This window comes from Tepidimonas sp. HKU77 (assembly GCF_049728535.1).
Lineage (GTDB): Bacteria > Pseudomonadota > Gammaproteobacteria > Burkholderiales > Burkholderiaceae_C > Tepidimonas.
The window spans coordinates 1,806,852-1,828,990 of sequence record NZ_CP187300.1 but is presented as its reverse complement, the minus strand read 5'-3'; the positions used below and the strand labels follow the sequence as shown (position 1 = coordinate 1,828,990).

At 67.7% G+C, this 22,139-nt stretch carries 21 protein-coding genes and 1 pseudogene; 12 read left to right on the top strand and 10 right to left on the bottom strand.

Annotated features, from left to right (window positions below; genetic code table 11):
• Nucleotides 1–13: 13 nt before the first annotated feature.
• The 10 genes and pseudogenes from trpB to ACPP3B_RS08750 form a co-directional block, all read left to right on the top strand.
• A complete protein-coding gene (gene trpB, locus ACPP3B_RS08795) occupies nt 14–1,324 on the top strand; it encodes a tryptophan synthase subunit beta (RefSeq protein WP_424858745.1) in 1,311 nt (436 codons plus the stop codon).
• Nucleotides 1,321–2,163 carry a tryptophan synthase subunit alpha gene (gene trpA / locus ACPP3B_RS08790; protein WP_424858744.1) on the top strand — a complete coding sequence of 281 codons (843 nt, stop codon included), beginning with the start codon at nt 1,321–1,323 and terminating at the stop codon, nt 2,161–2,163. Before trpB ends, trpA begins: the two co-directional genes overlap by 4 nt.
• A gap of 81 nt (nt 2,164–2,244) precedes the next feature.
• Nucleotides 2,245–3,114, top strand: a complete 870-nt coding sequence (gene accD, locus ACPP3B_RS08785; protein ID WP_314227060.1) for an acetyl-CoA carboxylase, carboxyltransferase subunit beta — start codon at nt 2,245–2,247, stop codon at nt 3,112–3,114.
• Between the two features lie 11 nt (nt 3,115–3,125).
• A complete protein-coding gene (locus ACPP3B_RS08780) occupies nt 3,126–4,076 on the top strand; it encodes a LysR family transcriptional regulator (protein ID WP_424858743.1) in 951 nt (316 codons plus the stop codon).
• Nucleotides 4,077–4,150: 74 nt separating this feature from the next.
• Complete coding sequence (locus ACPP3B_RS08775) at nt 4,151–5,299, top strand: NAD(P)/FAD-dependent oxidoreductase (RefSeq protein WP_424858742.1); 1,149 nt, start codon at nt 4,151–4,153, stop codon at nt 5,297–5,299.
• Nucleotides 5,299–6,240, top strand: coding sequence for a tRNA glutamyl-Q(34) synthetase GluQRS (gluQRS, locus tag ACPP3B_RS08770; protein ID WP_424858741.1), 942 nt, complete (start codon nt 5,299–5,301; stop codon nt 6,238–6,240). The genes ACPP3B_RS08775 and gluQRS overlap by 1 nt, the downstream gene beginning before the upstream one ends.
• A gap of 23 nt (nt 6,241–6,263) precedes the next feature.
• A complete protein-coding gene (gene trmB, locus ACPP3B_RS08765) occupies nt 6,264–7,007 on the top strand; it encodes a tRNA (guanosine(46)-N7)-methyltransferase TrmB (RefSeq protein WP_424858740.1) in 744 nt (247 codons plus the stop codon).
• On the top strand, nt 6,994–8,148 hold the full coding sequence (ribD, locus tag ACPP3B_RS08760; RefSeq protein ID WP_299021623.1) for a bifunctional diaminohydroxyphosphoribosylaminopyrimidine deaminase/5-amino-6-(5-phosphoribosylamino)uracil reductase RibD: 1,155 nt from the start codon (nt 6,994–6,996) through the stop codon (nt 8,146–8,148). Before trmB ends, ribD begins: the two co-directional genes overlap by 14 nt.
• Before the next feature lie 12 nt (nt 8,149–8,160).
• On the top strand, nt 8,161–9,126 hold the full coding sequence (locus ACPP3B_RS08755) for a pseudouridine synthase (protein WP_299021622.1): 966 nt from the start codon (nt 8,161–8,163) through the stop codon (nt 9,124–9,126).
• Between the two features lie 15 nt (nt 9,127–9,141).
• Nucleotides 9,142–9,369: pseudogene (locus ACPP3B_RS08750) on the top strand (type II toxin-antitoxin system Phd/YefM family antitoxin); the annotation flags it as partial.
• A gap of 102 nt (nt 9,370–9,471) precedes the next feature.
• On the opposite strand, the gene ACPP3B_RS08745 reads toward ACPP3B_RS08750, so the two are convergent.
• The 7 genes from ACPP3B_RS08745 to ACPP3B_RS08715 form a co-directional block, all read right to left on the bottom strand.
• Entirely contained in the window at nt 9,472–12,174 is a 2,703-nt protein-coding gene (locus tag ACPP3B_RS08745; protein WP_424858739.1) for a DEAD/DEAH box helicase, read from the bottom strand.
• On the bottom strand, nt 12,171–12,386 hold the full coding sequence (locus ACPP3B_RS08740) for a hypothetical protein (protein ID WP_424858738.1): 216 nt from the start codon (nt 12,384–12,386) through the stop codon (nt 12,171–12,173). Before ACPP3B_RS08740 ends, ACPP3B_RS08745 begins: the two co-directional genes overlap by 4 nt.
• Nucleotides 12,383–12,907 carry an AAA family ATPase gene (locus ACPP3B_RS08735; protein WP_424858737.1) on the bottom strand — a complete coding sequence of 175 codons (525 nt, stop codon included), beginning with the start codon at nt 12,905–12,907 and terminating at the stop codon, nt 12,383–12,385. Before ACPP3B_RS08735 ends, ACPP3B_RS08740 begins: the two co-directional genes overlap by 4 nt.
• Nucleotides 12,908–12,910: 3 nt before the next feature.
• Nucleotides 12,911–14,515: a site-specific DNA-methyltransferase gene (locus ACPP3B_RS08730; RefSeq protein ID WP_424858736.1), complete on the bottom strand. Its 1,605-nt coding sequence runs from the start codon at nt 14,513–14,515 to the stop codon at nt 12,911–12,913.
• A gap of 14 nt (nt 14,516–14,529) precedes the next feature.
• A complete protein-coding gene (locus ACPP3B_RS08725; RefSeq protein WP_424858735.1) occupies nt 14,530–15,147 on the bottom strand; it encodes a GNAT family N-acetyltransferase in 618 nt (205 codons plus the stop codon).
• Nucleotides 15,144–15,437 (bottom strand): DUF1778 domain-containing protein, encoded by a 294-nt coding sequence (locus tag ACPP3B_RS08720; protein WP_299021611.1) that lies wholly within the window; start codon nt 15,435–15,437, stop codon nt 15,144–15,146. The genes ACPP3B_RS08725 and ACPP3B_RS08720 overlap by 4 nt, the downstream gene beginning before the upstream one ends.
• Before the next feature lie 240 nt (nt 15,438–15,677).
• Complete coding sequence (locus ACPP3B_RS08715; protein WP_299021610.1) at nt 15,678–17,192, bottom strand: NADP-dependent isocitrate dehydrogenase; 1,515 nt, start codon at nt 17,190–17,192, stop codon at nt 15,678–15,680.
• Nucleotides 17,193–17,242: 50 nt separating this feature from the next.
• Between ACPP3B_RS08715 and ACPP3B_RS08710 the strand changes: the two genes are divergently transcribed.
• Nucleotides 17,243–18,187: a LysR family transcriptional regulator gene (locus ACPP3B_RS08710; protein WP_299021609.1), complete on the top strand. Its 945-nt coding sequence runs from the start codon at nt 17,243–17,245 to the stop codon at nt 18,185–18,187.
• 18 nt (nt 18,188–18,205) lie between these two features.
• On the opposite strand, the gene alaS is transcribed toward ACPP3B_RS08710, so the two are convergent.
• Nucleotides 18,206–20,845 (bottom strand): alanine--tRNA ligase, encoded by a 2,640-nt coding sequence (alaS, locus tag ACPP3B_RS08705; RefSeq protein ID WP_424858734.1) that lies wholly within the window; start codon nt 20,843–20,845, stop codon nt 18,206–18,208.
• Nucleotides 20,846–20,918: 73 nt separating this feature from the next.
• On the opposite strand from alaS, the gene ACPP3B_RS08700 reads away from it, so the two are divergent.
• A complete protein-coding gene (locus tag ACPP3B_RS08700; protein WP_299021605.1) occupies nt 20,919–21,485 on the top strand; it encodes a dihydrofolate reductase in 567 nt (188 codons plus the stop codon).
• On the opposite strand, the gene ACPP3B_RS08695 is transcribed toward ACPP3B_RS08700, so the two are convergent.
• A complete protein-coding gene (locus ACPP3B_RS08695; protein WP_299021603.1) occupies nt 21,437–21,823 on the bottom strand; it encodes an HI0074 family nucleotidyltransferase substrate-binding subunit in 387 nt (128 codons plus the stop codon). The genes ACPP3B_RS08700 and ACPP3B_RS08695 overlap by 49 nt on opposite strands.
• Nucleotides 21,811–22,116 carry a nucleotidyltransferase family protein gene (locus ACPP3B_RS08690; protein ID WP_299021601.1) on the bottom strand — a complete coding sequence of 102 codons (306 nt, stop codon included), beginning with the start codon at nt 22,114–22,116 and terminating at the stop codon, nt 21,811–21,813. Before ACPP3B_RS08690 ends, ACPP3B_RS08695 begins: the two co-directional genes overlap by 13 nt.
• Nucleotides 22,117–22,139: the final 23 nt, after the last annotated feature.

Sequence of the window (22,139 nt, the reverse complement as noted above, 5' to 3'; positions counted from 1 at the left end):
TCGGATGCTCCCCATGTCTGCCCACGCTTACGCCTTTCCCGACGCCCGCGGCCATTTCGGGCCCTACGGCGGTAGCTTCGTCAGCGAAACGCTGACCCACGCCATCGCTGAGTTGCGCGCCGCCTACGAACACTGGCGCCACGACCCGGACTTCCAGCGCGAGTTCCACTCGGAGCTCAAACACTTCGTCGGCCGCCCCTCGCCCGTCTACCACGCCGCACGCCTGAGCCGCGAGCTGGGCGGCGCGCAAATCCTGCTCAAGCGCGAAGACCTCAACCACACCGGCGCGCACAAGATCAACAACGTCATCGGCCAAGCCATGCTCGCGCGCCGCATGGGCAAGCCGCGCATCATCGCCGAGACCGGCGCCGGCCAGCACGGCGTGGCCACCGCCACCATCTGTGCGCGCTACGGGCTGGAGTGCGTGGTCTACATGGGGGCCGAGGATGTCAAGCGCCAAAGCCCCAACGTCTATCGCATGAAGCTGCTGGGCGCCACCGTCGTGCCCGTCGAGTCGGGCAGCCAGACGCTCAAGGACGCGCTCAACGAAGCGCTGCGCGACTGGGTGACGAATGTCGAGAACACCTTCTACATCATCGGCACCGTGGCCGGCCCCCACCCCTACCCGATGATGGTGCGCGACTTTCAGAGCGTCATCGGCCAAGAGTGCCTGCAGCAAATGCCCGAGCGGCTGGCCGAGCTGGGCCTGCCGGGCAATGGCGCGCCGGGCCTGCCGGATGCCGTGATCGCCTGCGTGGGCGGCGGCAGCAACGCGATGGGCATTTTCTACCCCTACATTCCCCACGCAGGGGTGCGCCTGATCGGCGTGGAAGCCGCGGGCAATGGGCTCGACAGCGGACGCCACGCCGCGTCGCTGCAGCGCGGCGTGCCTGGCGTACTGCACGGCAACCGCACCTACGTGCTGCAAAACGACGACGGCCAGGTCACCGAGACGCACAGCATCAGCGCCGGGCTGGACTACCCCGGCGTCGGGCCCGAGCACGCCTGGCTCAAGGACAGCGGCCGCGCCGAGTACGTGGGCGTGACCGATGCCGAGGCGCTGGAGGCCTTCCATCGCCTGTGCCGCACCGAGGGCATCATCCCCGCGCTGGAGTCCAGCCACGCGATCGCCTATGCCATGAAGCTCGCGCCGACGCTGCGGCCCGATCAAAGCCTGCTGGTCAACCTCTCGGGCCGGGGCGACAAGGACATCGGTACCGTGGCCGACCTGTCCGGCGCCGACTTCTATTGCCGCCCCAGCTGCCGCGGCCAAAGCGTCAAGACCGCCGCGCCGATCCACCTGACCCCAGGAGCCGTGCAATGAGTGCCCCCCGCTTGGCCGCCACGTTCGAGCGCCTGCGCGCGAGCGGTCGCCGCGCGCTCATCCCCTTCGTCACCGCGGGCTTTCCGCAGCCCGACGTCACGGTGGACCTGCTGCACGCCATGGTGGCCGCCGGCGCCGACGTGATCGAGCTGGGCGTGCCGTTTTCTGACCCGATGGCCGACGGCCCGGTGATCCAGCGTGCCGGCGAGCGCGCACTGGCCGCGGGCATCGGCCTGGCGCAGGTGCTGCAGATGGTGCGCGACTTCCGCGCCCGCGACACGGCGACACCGGTGGTGCTCATGGGCTACGCCAACCCCATCGAAGCGTGGGAACATCGCCACGGCGCGGGCAGCTTCGCGCGCGCCGCCGCTGAAGTTGGCGTCGATGGCGTGCTGGTGGTGGACTACCCCCCCGAGGAATGCGAAGCCTTCGCAGCCACGCTGCGCGCGCACGGGCTGGATCTGATCTTTCTGCTGGCCCCCACCAGCACCGACGAGCGCATCGCGCTCGTGGGCCAGCTGGCCAGCGGGTATGTCTACTACGTCTCGCTCAAGGGCGTCACCGGCGCGGCGCACCTGGATACGGCGTCGGTGGAGGCGATGCTGCCGCGCATCCGCGCCCATGTAAAAGTGCCCGTCGGCGTGGGGTTTGGCATCCGGGATGCGGCCAGCGCCCAGGCCGTGGCGCGCAGCGCCGACGCCGTCGTCATCGGCACCCGGCTCATCCAGTTGCTCGACAACGAACCGCGCGAGCGCGCCCCCGCCGTGGCGGCGGCGTTCGTACGCGACATCCGCACCGCGCTCGACGCGCTACCCAAGGCCGCCGCGGCTGGCGCATAATCGCGCGCACACCGGCGCCGCGCGCCCCGCCACGCCTCGGCCTGCGCGTCACGGGCGGCGCTGCCATCGCAAGGAGTTGCCATGTCCTGGCTGGAAAAACTGCTGCCCCCCAAGATTGCCTCCGCTGGTGGCCAGCGGCGCAGCATCCCCGAGGGTCTGTGGGTCAAGTGTCCGAGCTGCGACGCCGTCCTGTACAAGACCGACCTGGAAAAAAACCTCAACGTCTGCCCGCACTGCGCGCACCACCACCGCATCGGGGCGCGCGCGCGGCTGGACGCCTTTCTCGACCCCGAGGGCCGCTACGAGATCGGGCAGGAGGTGCTTCCGGTCGATCCCCTCAAGTTCAAGGACAGCCGCAAGTACCCCGAACGTCTGAAAGAGGCGCTCGAAGCCACGGGCGAGACCGACGCCCTCATCGTCATGGGGGGCGCGGTGCACACCCTGCCCGTGGTCGTGGCGTGCTTCGAGTTCGACTTCATGGGCGGCTCCATGGGCTCGGTGGTCGGTGAGCGCTTCGTGCGCGGCGTGGAAAACGCCATCGAGCAAAAAGTGCCCTTCATCTGCTTTACCGCCACCGGCGGCGCGCGCATGCAAGAAGGGCTGCTGTCACTCATGCAAATGGCCAAGACCAACGCGGCGCTCACCCGCCTGGCCAAGCAGCGCCTGCCCTACATCAGCATCCTGACCGACCCCACCATGGGCGGCGTGTCGGCGGGCTTCGCCTTCATGGGCGACGTGGTGATCGCCGAGCCCAAGGCGCTCATCGGCTTTGCTGGCCCGCGTGTGATCGAAAACACCGTGCGCGTCAAGCTGCCGGAGGGCTTTCAGCGCGCCGAGTTTTTGCTGCAAAAAGGCGGCATCGACATGATCTGCGACCGGCGCGAGCTGCGCAGCACCGTGGCCAACGTGCTGGCCATGCTCACGCGCCAAAGCGCCGACGCGGTCGCTTGAAGCGGCGGCACATGGGGCCGGAACAGGTGGCGCTGCTGGCGGCCGTGGCGCGGCATGGCAGTCTGGCGGCCGCCGCGCGGGCGCTCGGCCTGGTGCCCAGTGCGCTGACCTACCGGGTGCGGCAGATGGAGCAGGCGCTCGACGTGCTGCTGCTGGACCGGCGCTCGCGCCGCGCCCGGCTGACCCCGGCCGGGCAAGAACTGCTGCGGGCTGGGGACGCGTTACTGCGCGAATGGGACGCGTTGGCGCAGCGCGTACGGCGCATCGCCACCGGCTGGGAAGCCGAACTCACCATCGCGGCCGATGCCGTCATCTGCCCGCGCACGCTGCTCGAGCTGTGCGAGGCCTTCTACGCCCTGGGGGCGCCCACCCGGCTGCGGCTGCGGGGCGAGACCCTCTCCGGCACCCTGGAAGCGCTGCTCAGCGGCCAGGCCGATCTGGCTCTAGGGGTAACACTGGAGCGGACGCCGACCGCAGAAATCGGCTTGCAACCCCTGGGCAACGTCCCGTTTTGCTTTGCGGTGGCGCCACACCACCCGCTGGCCAGAGCGGCTGAACCGCTGACCCCGGCAGACATCCGCACCCATCGCATCGTGGCGGTGGCCGACACCGCGCCGCAGGGCGGGCTGACGGTGGGCCCGCAGCCGGGCCAGGATGTGCTGACCGTGCCCAGCATGGCCATGAAACTGCAGGCCCAGCTGCGTGGACTGGGCTGCGGCTGGTTGCCGCAGCCGCTGGCGCAGCCTCACGTGAACGCCGGGCACCTGGTGCTCAAGGCCACGACGTTGCCAGCCCGCGTCGTGCCCACCGCCTACGCCTGGCGCCAGACGGCGCGGCCCGTCGGCAGTGGCGCCCCGCGCACGGGACCGGCGCTGCACTGGTGGCTGCAACGGCTAGCCGATCCGCTGACGCGCGACGCCCTGTTGATGAAGCGCCCGGGGCATGATGCGCCGCTGGCGTGAGTCGCGTGGCGGCTGCGCTACCATCGGCGGGTCATCCCATCGGTGTTTCCTCCTTCCCACCGAAAGTTCGCCCCATGCCGCGCCGCCGATCTGCCCCCACCCCGCTGCCTCCGAAGCGCCCTCGGCGCAGACCGGCGGCCGAACCGTCCATCGCGCCACCCACGCCCCGGCGGGTGGCGGTAGTGGGCGCTGGCATCGCCGGCATCACCGCGGCGCGCACCCTCGCGCAGGCAGGCTGGCACGTCACCGTGTTCGAAAAGAGCCGGGGCGCCGGTGGCCGCATGGCCACGCGCCGCACGGATTGGGGCGACTTCGACCACGGGGCGCAGTTTTTTACGGTGCGCGACACGCGCTTCGAGCTCGCCCTGCGCGCCACGCAGGCCCCGATCGCCGCATGGGATGCGACCTGGGTGCGCGTGCTCGACGCCACCGCATCCCGGCTGGCCGTCGCCCCTGCCCCCACAGAGACGCGCTGGGTCGCTACGCCGGGCATGAGCGCGCTCGTCAAGCATTGGGCACAACCGTTGGCCGATGGCACGCTCGGGCAGTGCCACTGGGTCACGCGCGTGGTGCGGCTGGAACCCGACGCCATCGCGCCCACGCGCTGGCAACTCCGCCTGGAGGGCGCGCCGGACGCGGCCGACGCACCGGCGGTGATGGGCGGCTTCGATGCGGTGCTGCTCGCCATCCCGCATCCGCAGGCACGGGAGCTGCTGGCCGCCAGCGCCCTGGCACCCACGTGGCAACAGCGCTTGGACGAAGAGGTAGCGGTCGCCCCCTGCTGGACGCTGATGGCCGCCTGGCCACACGCCGTGGCGGGCCCGAGCCAGCGCTTGGGGCCGCATTGGGACGCCGCCCGCAGCGACCACCATCGCCTGGCCTGGGTGGCGCGCGAGCCCAGCAAACCCGGACGCGGCCCGGTAGAGCGCTGGGTCGCGCAAGCCAGCCCCGCGTGGTCGGCCGAACACCTGGAGGACGACCCCGAGCGCGTGCTGGCCAAGCTGCTCAAGGGCTTCGCCGAGGTCACCGGCATCCGTGCCACCCCCGCGCACGCCACCGTGCACCGCTGGCGCTATGCGCAGACGCAGCGACCGCTCGGCGAGCCGTACCTGTGGGACGCGCAGCGCGGCCTGGGGCTGTGCGGTGACTGGTGCCTGGGGCATCGGGTCGAGCACGCCTTCCTGTCGGGGTTGGAGCTGGCGCTGGCCATGCTGGAGGGCTGATGGCCGCAGCGGCAACGGCCTATCGGGGCCGCTTCGCCCCGTCGCCCACCGGTTGGCTGCATGCGGGGTCGCTGGTGGCGGCCCTGGCCAGTTGGCTGGACGCGCGCGCGCACCGCGGCCAGTGGCTGGTGCGCATCGAAGACGTGGACCGCCCGCGCTGCATGCCCGGCGCGGCCGAGGGAATCCTGGCGCAATTGCGCGCCTGCGGCCTGTGGCCAGATGAGCCGCCGTGGTGGCAGTCGCAGCGCGAAGCGGCCTACCAGGCCGCGCTGCAGCACCTCATCGACGCGGGCTGGGCCTATCCGTGCCACTGCACCCGGCAAGCGATCGAAGCCGCGTGGCGGGCACGCGGGGTGCAGCGCACACGCCACGCGGCCCTTCCCTACCCTGGCACCTGCCGCCCGGAGCGGAGCGGGCCGAACCAGTCCGACGGTCGCGCGGCGCGCGCCTGGCGCCTGCACGTCGACCGGGTGCTGGCCGACCTGGGCCTGCCCACGCCGCTGACGTGGCATGACCGGCGCCTGGGGGCCCAGGCGCAAGATGTCTCGGCCGCGGTGGGCGACTTCGTGCTACGGCGCGCCGACGGTTGCTGGGCCTACCAGTTGGCCGTGGTGGTGGACGATGGCGCGCAGGGCATCACCGACGTGGTACGCGGCGAGGATCTGGCCGACAACACCCCGCGGCAGATCGTGCTGCAACGCGCCCTGGGACTGCCGACGCCGCGCTACCTGCACACCCCGCTGGTGTGCGCCCCCAATGGCGAGAAGCTCTCCAAACAAACCGGTGCGGCCCCGCTGAAGCTTGACGACCGACAGGCGGCCCTATCGGCCCTGGCCGCCGCCGCTGCGGTGCTCGATTTGCCGGCACCCGCCCCGGGCGCGGCGGAAGTGGAGACGGCGCTGGCCGCGTGGACCCGCCTGTGGCAGCAACGCTGGGCGTGAGCGGGATCTCTACAATCCCACCCGTGAGCGACCACCTGCCTGAATCTGCTTCGGCCGCCCCTACTGGCGTGCCCCACCCCAAAACCATCCGCAGCTATGTGCTGCGCGCCGGCCGCACCACGAGCGGCCAGGCCAAGGCCCTGCAAACGCTCGGGCCGCGCTTCGTGCTGCCCTACGCACCCGTGCCGCTGATCCCGGAAGCGGTCTTTGGCCGACGCGCGCCGCTCATCCTGGAAATCGGCTTTGGGATGGGCGATGCCACGGCGCACATCGCACGCTTGCGGCCCGACGACGACTTTCTGGGCTGCGAAGTGCACGAGCCCGGTGTAGGCGCGCTGCTCAAGCGCATCGGCGAGCTGGGGCTGACCAACCTGCGCATCATCCAGCACGATGCGGTCGAGGTGCTCACCCACATGCTGGCCGAGGGCTCGCTCGACGGCGTTCACATCTTTTTTCCCGACCCGTGGCACAAAAAGCGCCACCACAAGCGCCGCCTGATCCAGCCGCCGTTCGTGGCGCTGCTGGCCAGCCGACTCAAGCCTGGCGGCTACGTGCACTGTGCCACGGACTGGCAGCCCTACGCCGAACAAATGCTGCAGGTGCTGGGGGCCGAGCCACGGCTGCGCAACGCCAGCACCGACCCCAGCCTGGGCGGCTATGCGCCGCGGCCCGCCTACCGGCCGATGACCAAGTTCGAGCAACGTGGCCTGCGCCTGGGCCACGGCGTGTGGGACCTGGTATTCGAACGCCGCCATGACGACGCCTGACCCGCTGGACGCGCGCGCCTGGGAGGGGCTGCTCCCGCTGGCCGAGCAGGCCATCGGCCTGTCCGACCCCAACCCGCGCGTGGCGTGCCGGCTGCTCCTGCGTGACGGCCGGGTGTTCGAGGGCCACACCCAGGCCGCAGGGCAGGCGCACGCCGAGGTGATGGCCCTGCGCGCCGCGCAGGCGGCTGGCGCGGACGTGCGCGGCGCCACCGCCTTCGTCACGCTGGAGCCGTGTAGCCACCATGGACGCACCCCTCCGTGCTGCGATGCGCTCGTTGCCGCCGGCGTCGCCCGCGTCGTCGTCGCCACCGAGGATCCGAACCCGCGCGTCAGCGGGCAAGGCCTGGCACGGCTGCGGCAGGCGGGCGTGCAGGTGACCGTGTTGCCCCCGGATCATCCCGTCGCCGTGGCGACGCGCGAGCTCAACATCGGCTTTTGGCAGCGCATGCGCCACGGTCGCCCGTGGGTGCGCATGAAGGTGGCCGCCTCGCTCGACGGCGTCACGGCGCTGCCCAATGGCGTCAGCCAGTGGATCACCAGCCCCGAGGCGCGCACCGACGGCCACGCCTGGCGCCGCCGCGCGGGCGCCGTACTCACGGGCATCGGCACCGTGCGCCAGGACGACCCGCGCCTGGACGTGCGGCTGGTGCCCACGGCGCGCCAGCCGCTGCGCGTGGTGCTCGACTCGGCCCTGGAGATCGACCCGGACGCGCGCATCCTGCAGCCGCCAGGCGAAGTGTTGCTCTACACCGCCAGCGACCCGGCTGCCACCGCACGCCAGCGCGCCGCACTGCACGCACTGGGCGTGACCATCATCGACCAGCCCGGGCCCCCCAAAACCCCTGGCGGGTCCCCCAAGGTCGATCTGGCCGCCGTGCTGGCCGACCTGGCCGCGCGCGAGGTCAACGAGCTGCACATCGAAGCGGGCGCTGCGCTCAACGCCTCGTGGTGGCGCGCCGGGCTGGTGGACGAGCTGCTGCTGTACCTCGCGCCCCGCCTGTTGGGCCAAGGCTTGGGACTGACCACACTGGGGCCACTCGACCGGCTGGACGACGGCTGCGCGCTCGCCTTCGTCGCGGTCGACCCCGTCGGGCCGGACCTGCGCGTGCGCGCCCGCGTGCCGGGGCGCACGCCCTACTGACCCCCGGCGACCATGGCCCATCTGCCCAAAAACGGAGCCTTGCCCCTGCGCGATGGCGTCTCGCCCAGTTGCGTGGCTCTACCCCGCCTGCGCCAGTGCCCATGGCCCACGCTGCTGGACTACCTGGCCGCGCGCTTGCCGCGCATCCCGCGCGCCGAATGGCAGGCGCGGCTGCGCGCTGGCCATGTGGTGGACGACGACGGGCGCGCGCTGGATGAATACACCCCCTACTTGCACGGCCAACGCGTCTATTACTGGCGCACATTGGCCGATGAGGCGCCTGTGCCGTTTCAGGAGACCGTGCTCTACCGCGATGCGCACCTGGTGGTGGCGGACAAGCCGCACTTTCTGCCCGTCACGCCCGGGGGGCGCTACGTGCGCGAGACGCTGCTCGTGCGCCTCAAGCGCGTGCTCGACCTGCCCGATCTGAGCCCGCTGCACCGCATCGACCGCGAAACCGTCGGGCTCGTCGTCTTTAGCGTACAGGCGCACGAACGCGACGCCTACCAGCGCCTGTTTCGCGAGCGGCGGGTGGACAAAACGTATGAAGCGATCGCCCCGTGGCGCGACGGACTGCGCTGGCCGCTGCGCCGCACCAGCCACCTGCGCGAGGATGAAAAGGCATTTTTTCGCATGCGCGAAGCCGCGCCCGAGGAGGGGCTGCCCGCCAACAGCGAGACCTGGATCGAACCGCTGGAACGCCTGGACCCCCAGGCAGAATACGCGCGCTACCGCCTGCGCCCGGTGACCGGCAAGCGCCACCAGCTGCGCGTGCACATGGCTGCACTCGGCTTGCCCATCGTGGGCGACCAGTTTTACCCCGTGGTGCGCCGTGGCCCGGACGAACCCGAGGACTACACGCAGCCGCTGCAACTGTTGGCGCGCGCCATCGCTTTCGATGACCCCATCACCGGCGAGCGCCGCGTGTTCGAGAGCCTGCGAAGCCTCTCTCCGTCATGTTTGCAGGCCATCTCATGACACGCACCTGATGCTAACCGTCTCGAAGCCGTGATCGATCAAGTCGTCAAACACGCCGATGTCACGGTCATCGCACGCCGGGACGCGCCTGATGCGGTAGTGATGTCGCTCGACACCTTCAACAGCCTCATGGAGACCGTTCATCTGCTGCGCTCGCCTGCCAACGCCGCGCACCTGGCCCGCTCCACCGCGCAGTACCACCAAGGAAAGGTCAAGCAGCAGGATCTGGTCGATGGCGATTGAGGACTAACCGCTCAAGCGCACCTGGACCCTGGCTGCCTGGGAGGACGACGAATACTGGCAAGGCCAGGACCAGAAAACCCAGCGTCTCCTTTGGGAAGTCGCTCACTTCAACACCTTCTCGATCCAATCCCAGCGCCTGTCCTTGACCATCACGAACCGGCAACGGCCTTCCGACAGCTTGGCCCACAGGTCGCCGATCAAGCGGTCATCCTCAGCGCCGTTCCAGCGATCCGCGCCCTTGTATTCAACCGCCAGAATCGGCCCGGGTTGGTCGGCTGAGCCTGGCAACTGGCACAGGAAATCCGGGTAGAAACGGCCATCGGCTTTCTGCAGAAAGAAGGAACAACCTTCGCGCCGAACCAAGTTGCGCACCCAGAACCGGATGCGGCCTTGTTGCGCCCACATATCCAACTGGCAGGCACACTCAAACTCCTCCTTGCTGTCGAAGTCGCCGATGCGCCCGTAGAAATGCTTGCGGAAGTCGAAGTGCCCAAAGCGCCCGTCGTAGTCGCGGCTGGGCGCATAAGCCTGCGGATGAAACTCGTAGGCATATTGATCCGTCACCGCCACGCGCGTGGCCGCATCGTCACCAAACAGTGCCTGCTGGTAGGCCTTGCCGACCGCCTGCTGGCGCAGTTCACGAATGCGCGCCTCGAGCAGATTGCGGATCAGGAATTTCTGCAAGTTGGCGCGCGCCAGCGTGAAGCCGTCCCGGCGCAGTAAATCGGTGAGCCATGCAGCGACGAATGCCCGCTTGCTGGCGTGGGTCAGCGACGGCTCCGGCAGGTTGCGGCACAGCCAGGTGGCCAGGCGCACCTCATCCCAGTTTTCGGGTTGGTAAACGAGGCCCAGATCGCGCTGTAGCTCGGGCAAAAAGCGCGACACCACGTGGCCGCCATCATCGATGTCGATCTCGCCGCCTGCGTACACCTTCAGCGCAGCATGCAAAGCCGTCAGGTCGTCGGCGGTCGGTGCCGCATCGTGGGGCGAGAGGTCCCACGGATAGTCGAGCACTTCTGGGTCATCGAACAGTTGCAACTCGCCCTGCACACGCAAGGCCAGTTGCGGCACGCGCAAGCGCTCGCCCAATTCGGCGGGCGTCTGGAAAAACTCGATCGCCGTGGTGCGGCTGACTTCGGCGGCTTGCACAATCGCCGCCGCGGCAGTTTCGGAAGTCACCGAAACCTTGAGCATTTCGGCTTCATCTTCGGTAAGCGGCGTGCTGATCGTCAGCGTGCCCCGCTTGCCGTCCCAGCTCACCTTGTCGCGCACCGGCTTGGGCACACGCTTCAGGTCGGGCTTTTCGGACAAGGTAATCGCCACGGGCCGGACAATGACGCGCCCGGCGTGCCCATCCAGATCCAGCCGGGCTTGCTCTGCCTTCGCTGCAGTGACGAACTCGGCCACCTCGCGCCGCTCGAACCCCGCGCCCACCACCAGCCGGTCGCGTAGGGCGCTGGCGGTTTCGGCAAAACTGCGCGACACCACAAAGGCATAAGACTGGTTGAGCGCCTTGGCCTGCCGATGGGCCGCACCCGGCTGGCGCAAAATGCGCCCGAGCAACTGCTCCACCGCCGTCGCGGATCGAAGCTCCGCCATGCTTACCAGAATGTAGGCAAACGGGCAGTCCCAGCCTTCGGCCAGCGCCTTCTGGGTGATGACGAACTTTACCGGGCAGGCGGGGTCGGACAGCCCTAGCTTGTAGTCCGCATCGATCTGCTCCAGCCCTTTTTCCTCGCCGGTGGCGACGACGATTTCGCTGGCCGGGATACCGTGGTGGGTGATCAGTTCGTTCTTCACCTTCTCGACATCCAGCGTCTCCACCCCCGCACGGCGCGGCTCTGCCTGGATCAACACCAAGGGACGCAGATACGGGGCGCCCGCGCGTCGCTCCTCGTCCGCCAGCTTGTGCAGCGCATCGCGGCGGGCGATGGCATCGGCCAGGCACTGCTGCCAGTTCGGTTCCGTTTCCAGCACGACGGGCAGCTTGATCATTTCCTCCGCCTTGAGTTCTGCGGCGGACACGCTGTGCAGCACGTTGCTCGGCGTGCGTTCCAGGTCGGGCGTGGCGGTCAGCTCCATCACGCCGCTGGGGCGAAAGCGCGCCAGCATGTCGAAGGCCAGTTCGGTGCGGCTGTTGTGCGCCTCATCGACGATCACGAAGGGTCGGCGCAGGCGCAGCACGTTGGCGAGCGAATACGGCGTCGTGGCATCCGGCCCTTCGCCCTCCTTCAGCAAAGCGTCGCGCTGCGCGGGCGAGAGGTGCTCGAAGTGATGCATCAGCGCACCGCTGGACTGATACACCTTGCGGCACTCTTCCTCTTCCACCTGAAACGCCTGCCGCGTGGCAACGATCACCGTCGTCGAGGTGTCCAGCGTGGCGCGGGTGACGCTCTTGGCCTCTTCCAGATCCAGCACCGTCACCGGGCCCGCCTCGCGCAGCGCCGCATGGTAGGGGTGATGACGATCCCTGAGTGCCTTGAGCGTCTGCTCACGAATCGGCTTGCTGGGCACCAGCCACAGAATCACGCTGTGCTCGCTGCGCAGCAGATGGGTATTGACGAGCGCCACGCTTTTGGCCGCCAGCCAGGTCTTGCCGCCGCCGGTGGGCACGCGCAGACAGAAATACGGCATGTCGGCCGGGAAGCCCGACAGCGGGTTATACGGATTGCCCCGCCCCCACAGGCGTTCGGTGGTGGCGGTGAAGGCAATCGAGGGTGACGGCAGTTCATGGCAGGCCTTGAAATAGGCCTCGATACTGTCGAGCACCTGCTGCTGATAGACCTTCGGAGCGAAGCTGTTCATCGCGTGTCCCCACAAGGCGGGATGGTTTCTTGTGCCGTCGGCGCAAGCTCCGGCTGCGGCGGAAGGTACTCGATCACCCCTTGGCGACAGACCACGATTGCGGTGCCCGTCTGCTGCGCCAATTCACGGGCGCGCTGCGCCGCACGCCGAAGCGCCGAATAGGTCAGCCGCAAATCCGCGTCACGCGCTTGTTCGATGGGTCTTTGGCTCATGGTTTCTCACTCCAATCCAGCAGCACGGGTTGCTCGCCGGAGTTGTCGTAGCGCACCCAGGCATCGACACGCGGCGCATACAGCCGTTCAAAATTGACAAGGCCCGCGGCAAACCGACGCCGGATCACGGCCTCTGGCACATCGTGCCCGCCCTGTTTGACGCGCAGCGCGACCCGTGCAATGGCCTCTTCGGCGCTGGCGAGTTGCAGAAAAATGATTTTCACCCGATAGCCGGCTGCCTGCCATTGTTCGATCAGGTGCAAATAGGTGCGTCCGGACAGCGTGGTCTCAAAGGCAAAGCTCTCGCGCGCCCCAAAATGCCGCTGCAATTCCTGCAACATCAGCCGTCCGGCATGAAGCGCGGCGGTTTCCGGCGCAAAAGGCGCCAAGCCGGCCGCGATCAGATCGGCATTGACGAACACGGGGCAAGCGGCCTCATGGGGCAGAAACTCGCGGGCAAAGGTGGTTTTCCCCGCGCCATTGGGACCCGCGATGATGATGACACGCCGGTTTCCAGCCATCGCTCACACCTCCAGCGCGTAAGGCGTCTGCTTGAAAGTGATGCCCTCCCGCGCGGTGCGGGCGCCCATGCGGTTGGCGGCGGCGTAGATGACTTTCGGGCCGTCGAACTTCGGCAGCGCATCGAACACCGGGCCGGTGAGCACGTTGCCACCGCCGACCGAGCGGTCTTTCAGGATGCCGTTGTAGAGCAGATAGATGGCGCGGCCCTCAAACACGCCCAGCAGCGGCGAATCGGCGGTGCCAGTGAAGCCGGTGCCGGTTTCGGCAAACCAGACAAACTCGGCCAGTTGCGCGAACGTCACGTCGCTGCGGATCTGGCCGTTGGCGTCGAACAGCGGCTCGCGGGACAGGCGGCAGAACTGGAAGCCGCCACCCAGCCCCGGCACGGCTTGGCCTTTGGCGTTGGTGTAGCCCTCGGCGACGCGCTTGACCCGCTCGCGGGTGACGTTTTGCGCGATGTTCTCATCCATCTCGACGAGGATGAAGCGGCGGTTGCCGCCATCCTCGGCGTTTTGCTTGAGCACCGCGTGGGCCGTGGTGCCGGAGCCGGCGAAGCTGTCGAGAATTAAGTCACCGGGGTTAGTTGAGATTTGAATAACGCGCTGGATTAGTCGCACTGGTTTTGGAGTGGTATCAAATGGACTTGCTCCGCCGAAAATGGACATCAATTCTTTAGTTGCCTCGTCGGTATTACCAACCTCATCGTGAGGCCACCAAGTCCAAGGCACTACCCCCTCCACTTCGGAGAGGTACCGAATTATGTTAGGCTGTGAGTTCCCTTTTTTCCCGAAATAAATCCGCCCTTCCGCTCGAAGCTTTTCAAACGTTGCTTCCGACAACCCCCAACACCTGCCTGCTGGTGGCTTGAACTTTTTCCCCGATGGCGCTGTTATTTCGTAGAACTGATCAGGGGTTGCATGACCAGCTTGCGCAGTCATTGGGATGGGCCGCCATCTACCTTTGGGGTCGTTATTTGGGTTGCGGTAAACCTTGGCTTGCTTTTCATCAATCGGCACCTTATTGCGACTCTCCTTGAACTTCGCCGGATTCATTGCGTAGACAAGCAAATATTCGTGCACATCCCCAATGGCCTCCCGATTCTCGCGGGAGTAGCGTTTCTGCCAAACGTTGCAGGCAATAAACCTTCCGGCACCGAAAATTTCATCCATTAACAGGCGCGCCAGATTGACCGCGGCGTCATCAATGGAAATCCAAATAACGCCGTTATCCTCGCGCAAAAACTGCTTCAGCAGCACCAGCCGCGGATACATCATGCACAACCAGCGGTCGTGCCGGTCCAGCGTCTCGCCTTCCTTGCCGACTACTTCGCCCAGCCACTTGCGAATCTCCGGGCTGTTGACGTTGTCGTTGTACACCCAGCCCTCGTTGCCGGTGTTGTACGGCGGGTCGATGTAGATGCACTTCACCTGGCCGGCATAACGCGGCAGCAGGGCTTTGAGCGCGTGCAGGTTGTCGCCCTGCACGATGAGGTTGCCGCTATCCGCCGGGCCGCAGGAGAGTTCCGGCACCGGCTCCAGCAGGCGGAACGGCACTTCTTTGTGGTGTTTGACGACGGCTTCTTTGCCGATCCAGTTCAATGTTGGCATGGGCGCCCATCCCCTCAAGCGTTGCGCGACGGCGGCTGGCCATCGCGGCGTTGTTCTTCGTCCGCCCCCCGGGCGCGCACGCCGTCATCCACCTCAGAGTCCAGGAACTTCCACAGCCGCCCAACCCAGTCGGCAGGGATGGATTGACAGACGTCCTTCAAAAGCAACAGCAGTTGCTGCTCACGCAATGGCGAGGCGATGAATCCGAACCGGGTGTAGAACCTCGCCGCTTCTTCATCGATGGGGTGAGTCAGCATCGCCCGAATGCCGGCCTGCTCGGCAATCAGCACCGACCGCCGAATGGCATCCTGCAACAGACCAAAGCCAATGCCGCGCCCCTGATCCTGCTGCGACACGGCCAGCCTTGCCAGGATCACGACCGGAACCGGATATTGACTCACCCCTTTGCGGATGCGCTCCGGCGCCTCCAGCGTGTCGACTTGGCCGACGGTCAAACTGAAATAGCCCGCCACACGGCCATCATCCTCGGCAACCACGAAGGTCTTGGCCGATCCACTGCCTTGCGCTTGCCGAGCGTGGCGCAGCAGCCAGTCGTTGAGCGCGGGCTTGCCGCAATCAAAATCTTCGAGCCGATGCTGCGCGGCCAGAGGCTCCGGTGAGCGCAACGTCACTTCGTATCCCAGGGTGCCTTGCGGGCAAACAAATCACGCAAACCGTCGTTGGCCTGTTCGGGGCGATCCAGCAGATCCATCAGCGCCTGGTACTGGCTGCCCGAGACCATGAACAGGCGCTGATCCAGCAGAGTTTGCTCGGCGGCCAGGCAGGCGCTGTCAAGGATGAAGTCGGTCAGCGATTTGTGAGCGACCTCGGCGGCACGGCGCAGTACGGCCTCTTGCTCGGGCGTGGCGCGCAGCCCGAGGCGGGCAGACTTTGCGGAAGGCGACGATGCAACGGCAGTCATGGCAGCACCTGTTTGGTTAGGTCAGTTGCCGCAATGTTAGTACAAATGACACACACTGTCGAGTTGCTGTATGAGTCCAGTACCTTTGGCACTCGGGTTGATGTTGCAAGAGGAAGGACAGCGGGGAACGCTGGCCGAGGGTGTGGTGCGGACGCTGAAGCGTTGTAGAAGACGAGCCAGTCGGCGAGCTTGCGGTTGAAGAGAGCGAGGTCGGTGAAGAGCAACTCCTCCAGCAGGGTTTCACTGTCCCTGCCCCAGCGCGTAGCCGCGCTCGCCGTCGAAGGTGCATAGATTTTCGGTCTTGATCACGTCCACGCCGCGCGCGGTCAGGGCCTGCAGCAAGCCAATGATGTCGGCGTGCGTGACGGTCTGCCCGTCTGGCGCGACGAAGCGGCAGCGCCAGTGGTCGGTGCAGAAGGTCTCGGGGAATCCTCCCGGCCAGACCTTGACCCCGCGGTTGGTGATCATCTGCAGGGTAAACGGCGGGGTCACCAGCGCGCTGAGCTGCCCGGCCAGAAAGTCCGCGCTGATGCCCGCGCCGTGCACGAACACGTCCACGCCCACCATGGCCTTGGCGGCGCGCCCACTGGGCCGCGGCGCCAGCGCCGGCGCGGCCGCAGCCCCGGTCGACGCGGGCGCCTCGTGCGCATAGCGCACGGCGGGCAGCTTTTCGGGCACCTGGCCCAAGCGGTCGATCACCGCGTCGGCAAAGTCCATGCTGCCAAAGGGCCGGCCAATGCTCAGCGACCCGTGCAGCTCGGCCGTGTGCACGCCGTCTTCGATCGTGCGCAGCCACGCGTTGTGGATGGTCTCGGCCACGGCGGGCTGGCCGATGTGCACCAGCATCAACACGGCCGCCAGCAGCAAGCCCGAGGGGTTGGCGACGCCTTTGCCCGCGATGTCCGGCGCGCTGCCGTGGATGGCTTCGAACATCGCCACGTGGTCACCGATATTGGCGCTGGGTGCCAGCCCCACCGAACCGGTGAGCTCCGCCGCGATGTCGGAGAGAATGTCACCGTACAGATTGGGCGTGACGATGACGTCGAAGCGCTCGGGCCGGGTGGCCAGCCGTGCCGCGCCGATGTCGATGATCAGGTGCTCGGTCTCGATGTCCGGGTACTCACGCGCCACTTCGTCGAAGACGCGATGGAACAGGCCATCGGTCATCTTCATGATGTTGTCCTTGGTCATGCATGTGACCTTCTTGCGCCCATGGCGGCGCGCGTAATCGAAGGCGTAGCGCACGATTTTTTCGCAGCCCGGGCGCGTGATGAGCTTGAGACACTGAAACACCTCGTCGGTCTGCCGGTGCTCGATGCCAGCGTAAAGGTCTTCCTCGTTCTCACGCACGATCACCAGGTTCATCTTGGGGTGGAGCGTGCGCACGAAGGGCGCGTAGCTCACGCACGGGCGCACATTGGCGTACAGCCCCAAGGTCTTGCGGATGGTGACGTTGAGACTCTTGAACCCGCCCCCTTGCGGCGTGGTGATCGGTGCCTTCAGGAACACCTTGGTGCGGCGCAGGCTCTCCCACGCCTGCGGCGGAATACCCGAGCTGTGCCCGGCCAGGTACTGCTGCTCGCCGATGTCGATGAACTCGGGCGCGATGCGCGCGCCTGCTGCTTGCAGCACGCGCAGCGTCGCGTCCATGATTTCGGGGCCGATGCCGTCGCCGCGAGCGACCGTGATGGGGGTCAGTTCCGTCATGTCGATGCCTGATGGGGTGTTGACGATGACGCGAGTCTGGCGCATCATGGCATCGATTTCAAATCATCAATTCTGATTTTTTACATCGATTTATTTCTATGAATAAGATCCGCCCGCCGCGCGCCACCTTTCACCAACTGCGCACGCTGGAAGCCGTGGTGCGCCTGGGCTCCATCACCCGCGCCGCGCAGGAGCTGCACCTAACCCAGCCCACGGTATCGTCGCAAATCCACGAACTGCAGTCGGCGCTCGACACCCCGCTGGTGGAGCCGGTGGGCCGTGGCATCCGCCCCACCGAAGCCGCCCGGCTGCTGCACGACGCCGCGCTCGACATCTTTGCGCGCTGGACGCGGTTCGAGGAAGACTTGGCGGCGCTGCACGGTCTGGAGCGCGGCCTGCTGCGCATCGCGGGCGTGACCACGACCGAATATTTCATCGCCCAGTGGCTGCGCCGCTACACCGACCGCCATCCGGGCGTCGACATCGAGCTGGCGGTGGACAACCGCGACGCCGTGGTGCGCCGCCTGCGCGAGGACGACACCGAGCTGGCCGTGATGATGATGCCGCCCGACGACCTGCCGCTGCACAGCATGCCGCTGATGCGCAACCCGCTGGTGCTCATCAGCGCGCTCGACCACCCCTGGACGCGCGCGCGGCGGGTGCCGCGCCGCTGGCTGGACGGCCAACCCCTGCTGCTGCGCGAGCCGGGCTCCGGCACCCGGCTGGCCACCGAAGCCTATCTGCGCGCGCACGGCTTGACCCCCACCCGGCGCGCCACGCTGGGCAGCAACGAGGCGATCAAACACGCCGTGGCCGCCGGGCTGGGGTTGGCGGTGCTGTCGCGCCATGCGCTGGCCGACGACCCGGCGCGCGACGGCGTGGCCGTGCTGCCGGTGGCGGGCTTTCCCATCGAACGCCGCTGGCTGCTGGTGTGGCGCCGCGACCGGCGGCTGTCGCTGGCTGCGCAGCGCTTCATCGAGCATGTGCAGGCGCACCCACCCGACGAGGCACCCACGCCCGCGGGCGGCACGGGGGCGGGCTGACCCCCGGCGCCAGCGCGATCAGGCGCGTGCGGCCACCCAGGCCGCTACGCTGCCCAGCGCCTCGCCCAGCCGGCTGGCGTCGTTGCCCCCAGCCATGGCCAAGTCGGGCTTGCCGCCGCCCTTGCCGCCGACTTGCTGCGCCACGGCGTTGACCAGCTCGCCGGCCTTGAGGCCGCGCGCGACCGCATCCGGGGTCACGCCCGCGCACAGCTGCACCTTGCTCCCCTCCACGCTGGCCAGCACCACGACGGCGCGCCCCAGCTTGTCCTTGAGCCGATCCACGGTTTCGCGCAGCGTCTTGGCGTCGGCCCCGTCGAGGCGCGCCGCCAGCACGCGCAGCCCCTGCACGTCCACGGCTTGTGCGGCCAGTTCGTCGCCTTTGGCCGACGCGAGCTTGGCCTTGAGGCCGTCGAGCTCCCGCTCCAGCTCGCGCACGCGCTGCTGCGTCTGCTCGATGCGGCCGACCAGCTCGGGCAGGGGGGCCTTGAGGGCCGCGGCGGCCGCCTGCACCTGGGCTTCCAGCCCCTGCAGGTAAGCCAGCGCCCCCTCACCGGTGACGGCCTCCACGCGCCGCACGCCCGCGGCCACGCCGCCCTCGGCCACGATCTTGAACAGGCCGATATCCCCGGTGCGCGCCACGTGCGTGCCGCCGCACAGCTCGCGGCTGCTGCCGATGTCGAGCACGCGCACCGTCTCGCCGTACTTTTCGCCGAACAGCATCATCGCGCCGCTGGCCTTGGCGGCCTCCAGGTCCATCACGCGCGCCTGCGTCGGGGTGTTGGCCAGGATCTCGGCGTTGACGCGCGCCTCGATGGCGCGAATCTGCTCCGGCGTGAGCGGCGCGGGGTGCGCGAAGTCGAAGCGCGTGCGCTCGGCATCGACCAGCGACCCCTTTTGCTGGACATGCTCGCCCAGCACCTCGCGCAGCGCCTTGTGCATCAGGTGCGTGGCCGAGTGGTTGCGCATGGTGGCCGCACGCCGGGCACCATCGACCTGCGCGCTGACGTGGTCGCCGACCGCGATCACGCCCTGCGCCACCACCCCGTGATGGCCGTGCACCTGAGCCTTGATCTTTTGCGTGTCGTGCACCTCGAAGCGCGACGAGCCGCTGATCAACACCCCGCTATCGCCCACTTGGCCACCGCTTTCGGCATAGAACGGGGTTTCGTCGAGCACCACGATGCCCGCCTGCCCCGCCTTGAGCTCGGCCACCGGCGTGCCTTCGTGGTAGAGCGCCACCACCTTGGCCTGCGCCTGCAGGTGCTCGTAGCCCACGAAGCGGTTATCCGGCCCCGCGTAGTCCAGCACGCGGTCCATCTTGAACTTGCCCGCTGCGCGCGCCTGCGTCTTTTGCCGCTCCATCGCGGCCTCGAAGCCCGCCACATCGACGCCCACGCCACGCTCGCGGCACACGTCGTGGGTCAAATCGAGCGGAAAGCCGTAGGTGTCGTGCAGTTTGAACGCCACGTCGCCCGGCAGCGTCGTCTGGCCCTCGGCCAGCGCCGCTTCCAAAATCTCCATACCGTGGCCCAGCGTCTCGAAAAAGCGCTCCTCCTCGGCCTGCAGCACGTCCATGACGCGTTGCGCGTTGGCCGCCAGGTGGGGGTAGGCCTCGCCCATCTGCGTCACCAGGTCGGGCACCAGCCGGTGGAAAAACGGCGCCTTGCGGCCCAGCTTGTAGCCGTGGCGGATGGCGCGGCGGATGATGCGCCGCTGCACGTAGCCGCGCCCCTCGTTGCTGGGGATGACGCCATCGGCCACCAAGAAGGCCGTGGCGCGAATGTGGTCGGCGATCACACGCAGGCTGGGGCTGCCCAGATCGGTGGCCCCCGTCTCACGCGCCGCCGCCCGGATGAGGGCCTGGAACAGGTCGATATCGTAGTTGCTATGCACCCCTTGCAGAATGGCCGCGATACGCTCCAACCCCATGCCGGTGTCCACGCAGGGCGCGGGCAGCGGCCGCACCGATCCGTCGGGCTGCATGTCGAACTGCATGAACACGTTGTTCCAGATTTCGATGTAGCGGTCGCCGTCGGCATCGGGGCTGCCGGGCGGCCCGCCCGCCACCTCGGGCCCGTGGTCGTAGAAGATCTCGGAACACGGGCCGCACGGGCCGGTGTCGGCCATCATCCAGAAGTTGTCGCTCTGGTACTTGCCGCCCTTGTTGTCGCCGATGCGCACCACGCGCTCGGGCGGCAGGCCGATTTCCTTGGTCCAGATGTCGTAGGCCTCGTCGTCCTCGTGGTACACCGTGGCCCATAGGCGATCGGCGGGCAGCCGGTACACCTCGGTCAACAGCTCCCAGGCCCAGCGCAGCGACTCGCGCTTGAAATAGTCGCCAAACGACCAGTTGCCCAGCATCTCGAAAAACGTGTGGTGGCGCGCGGTGTAGCCCACGTTTTCCAGATCGTTGTGCTTGCCCCCGGCGCGCAGGCACGCCTGCACCGACGCCGCGCGCACATAGGGCCGCTTGTCCGTGCCCAAAAAGACATCCTTGAACTGCACCATGCCCGAGTTGGTGAACATCAGCGTCGGGTCGTTGGCAGGCACCAGGGGGCTGGAGGGCACCACCGTGTGGCCACGCTGGGCAAAGAAGTCCAGAAACGTGCGCCGGATGTCAGCCACGGAAAAGAAAGGTCGGTCGGCGGCTTGGCTCATGTCGATCGAAAATGTTGGGGTAACCCTTCATTTTACGGGGCAACCATCCACCGCGCGGTATGCTTCGCGTGCTATGCGCTTGAACCTCATTTACGCCCGCGCGGCCAACGGCGTCATCGGCTGCACGCGCGACGGCCAGCCCGCCATGCCCTGGCACCTGCCGGAAGACTTGGCACATTTTCGCCGCTGCACCCAGGGCTGCCCCGTGATCATGGGGCGCACCACGTGGCAGTCGCTGCCGCCGCGCTTTCGGCCGCTGCCAGGGCGCGTCAACGTGGTCCTCACGCGCGACCCCGCACAGGCGCAGGCGCTGCGCACTGCCGGGGCCGTGCCGCAATCCAGCCTGGAGGCTGCGCTGGCCTACTGCCAAACGCTGCCCGGCGCCGACGGCGGCCCACCGGCCGAGGTCTGGGTCATCGGCGGTGCGCAGGTGTACGCACAGGCGGAACCGCTCGCTGCGCGCGCCGTGGTCACCGAGATCGACGCCGCCTTCGAAGGCAACGCCGTCGCACCCACGCTGGGCCCAGATTGGCGCGAAACCGCACGCGAGCCCCACGTCAGCACGAGCGGCCTGCGCTTTGCCTTCGTCACCTACGAGCGCAACAGCGCGCCCAGCCAGTCTTGCATCAGCGCTCGGTAGGCGGGCAGCGCCGCAAAAATCTCGTCGGCCAAGGCCTCGTTATAGGTGTGCGACGTAAGGTTCCGATGGTCCACCATCGCCAGCGCAAGCCGCGCTTGTTCTTCGGTCAGCAAACCGTTTTCCATGGCTGCACGCACGACGGCTTTGGGTGACGCCACATCGACGCCATAGCGGTCGGCCAACACCGCTTTGGCTGCTTTCCAGACCGCCTCCACCGTATATTCGAAGCGTTGGATGGACGCATCCCTTACGACGGTCGAATAGGGCTCCGACACGAGCGCAACAAGCGACGTCAGCGCCCGCTGGGCCACCTCCAGGCGTTGTGCTAGACGCTCCATTCGATGCCCTCCCGATCGATCGACTGCCGCAGCCCAGCCGGTGCGCGCGCATAGTCCACGAGATCCACCCGAAACGGGATGCAGGAATCCTCCAACGCCTCACGGGCCAACGCCAGCTCGTCGAGGGGGATCGGCTGCGCGCCGACGAGCGCGATATCGATATCAGAAGCACGACGCGCATCCCCACGGGCCCGCGACCCGAACAGGCACAGGCGCGCCCGATGGCGTCGCGCCAGCGGCGCCAGCAGATGCACGATCGCTTCGCGGTCACGAGGGTCGACGAGAGTGGACATGGAAACGGGAATAGAACTACCCG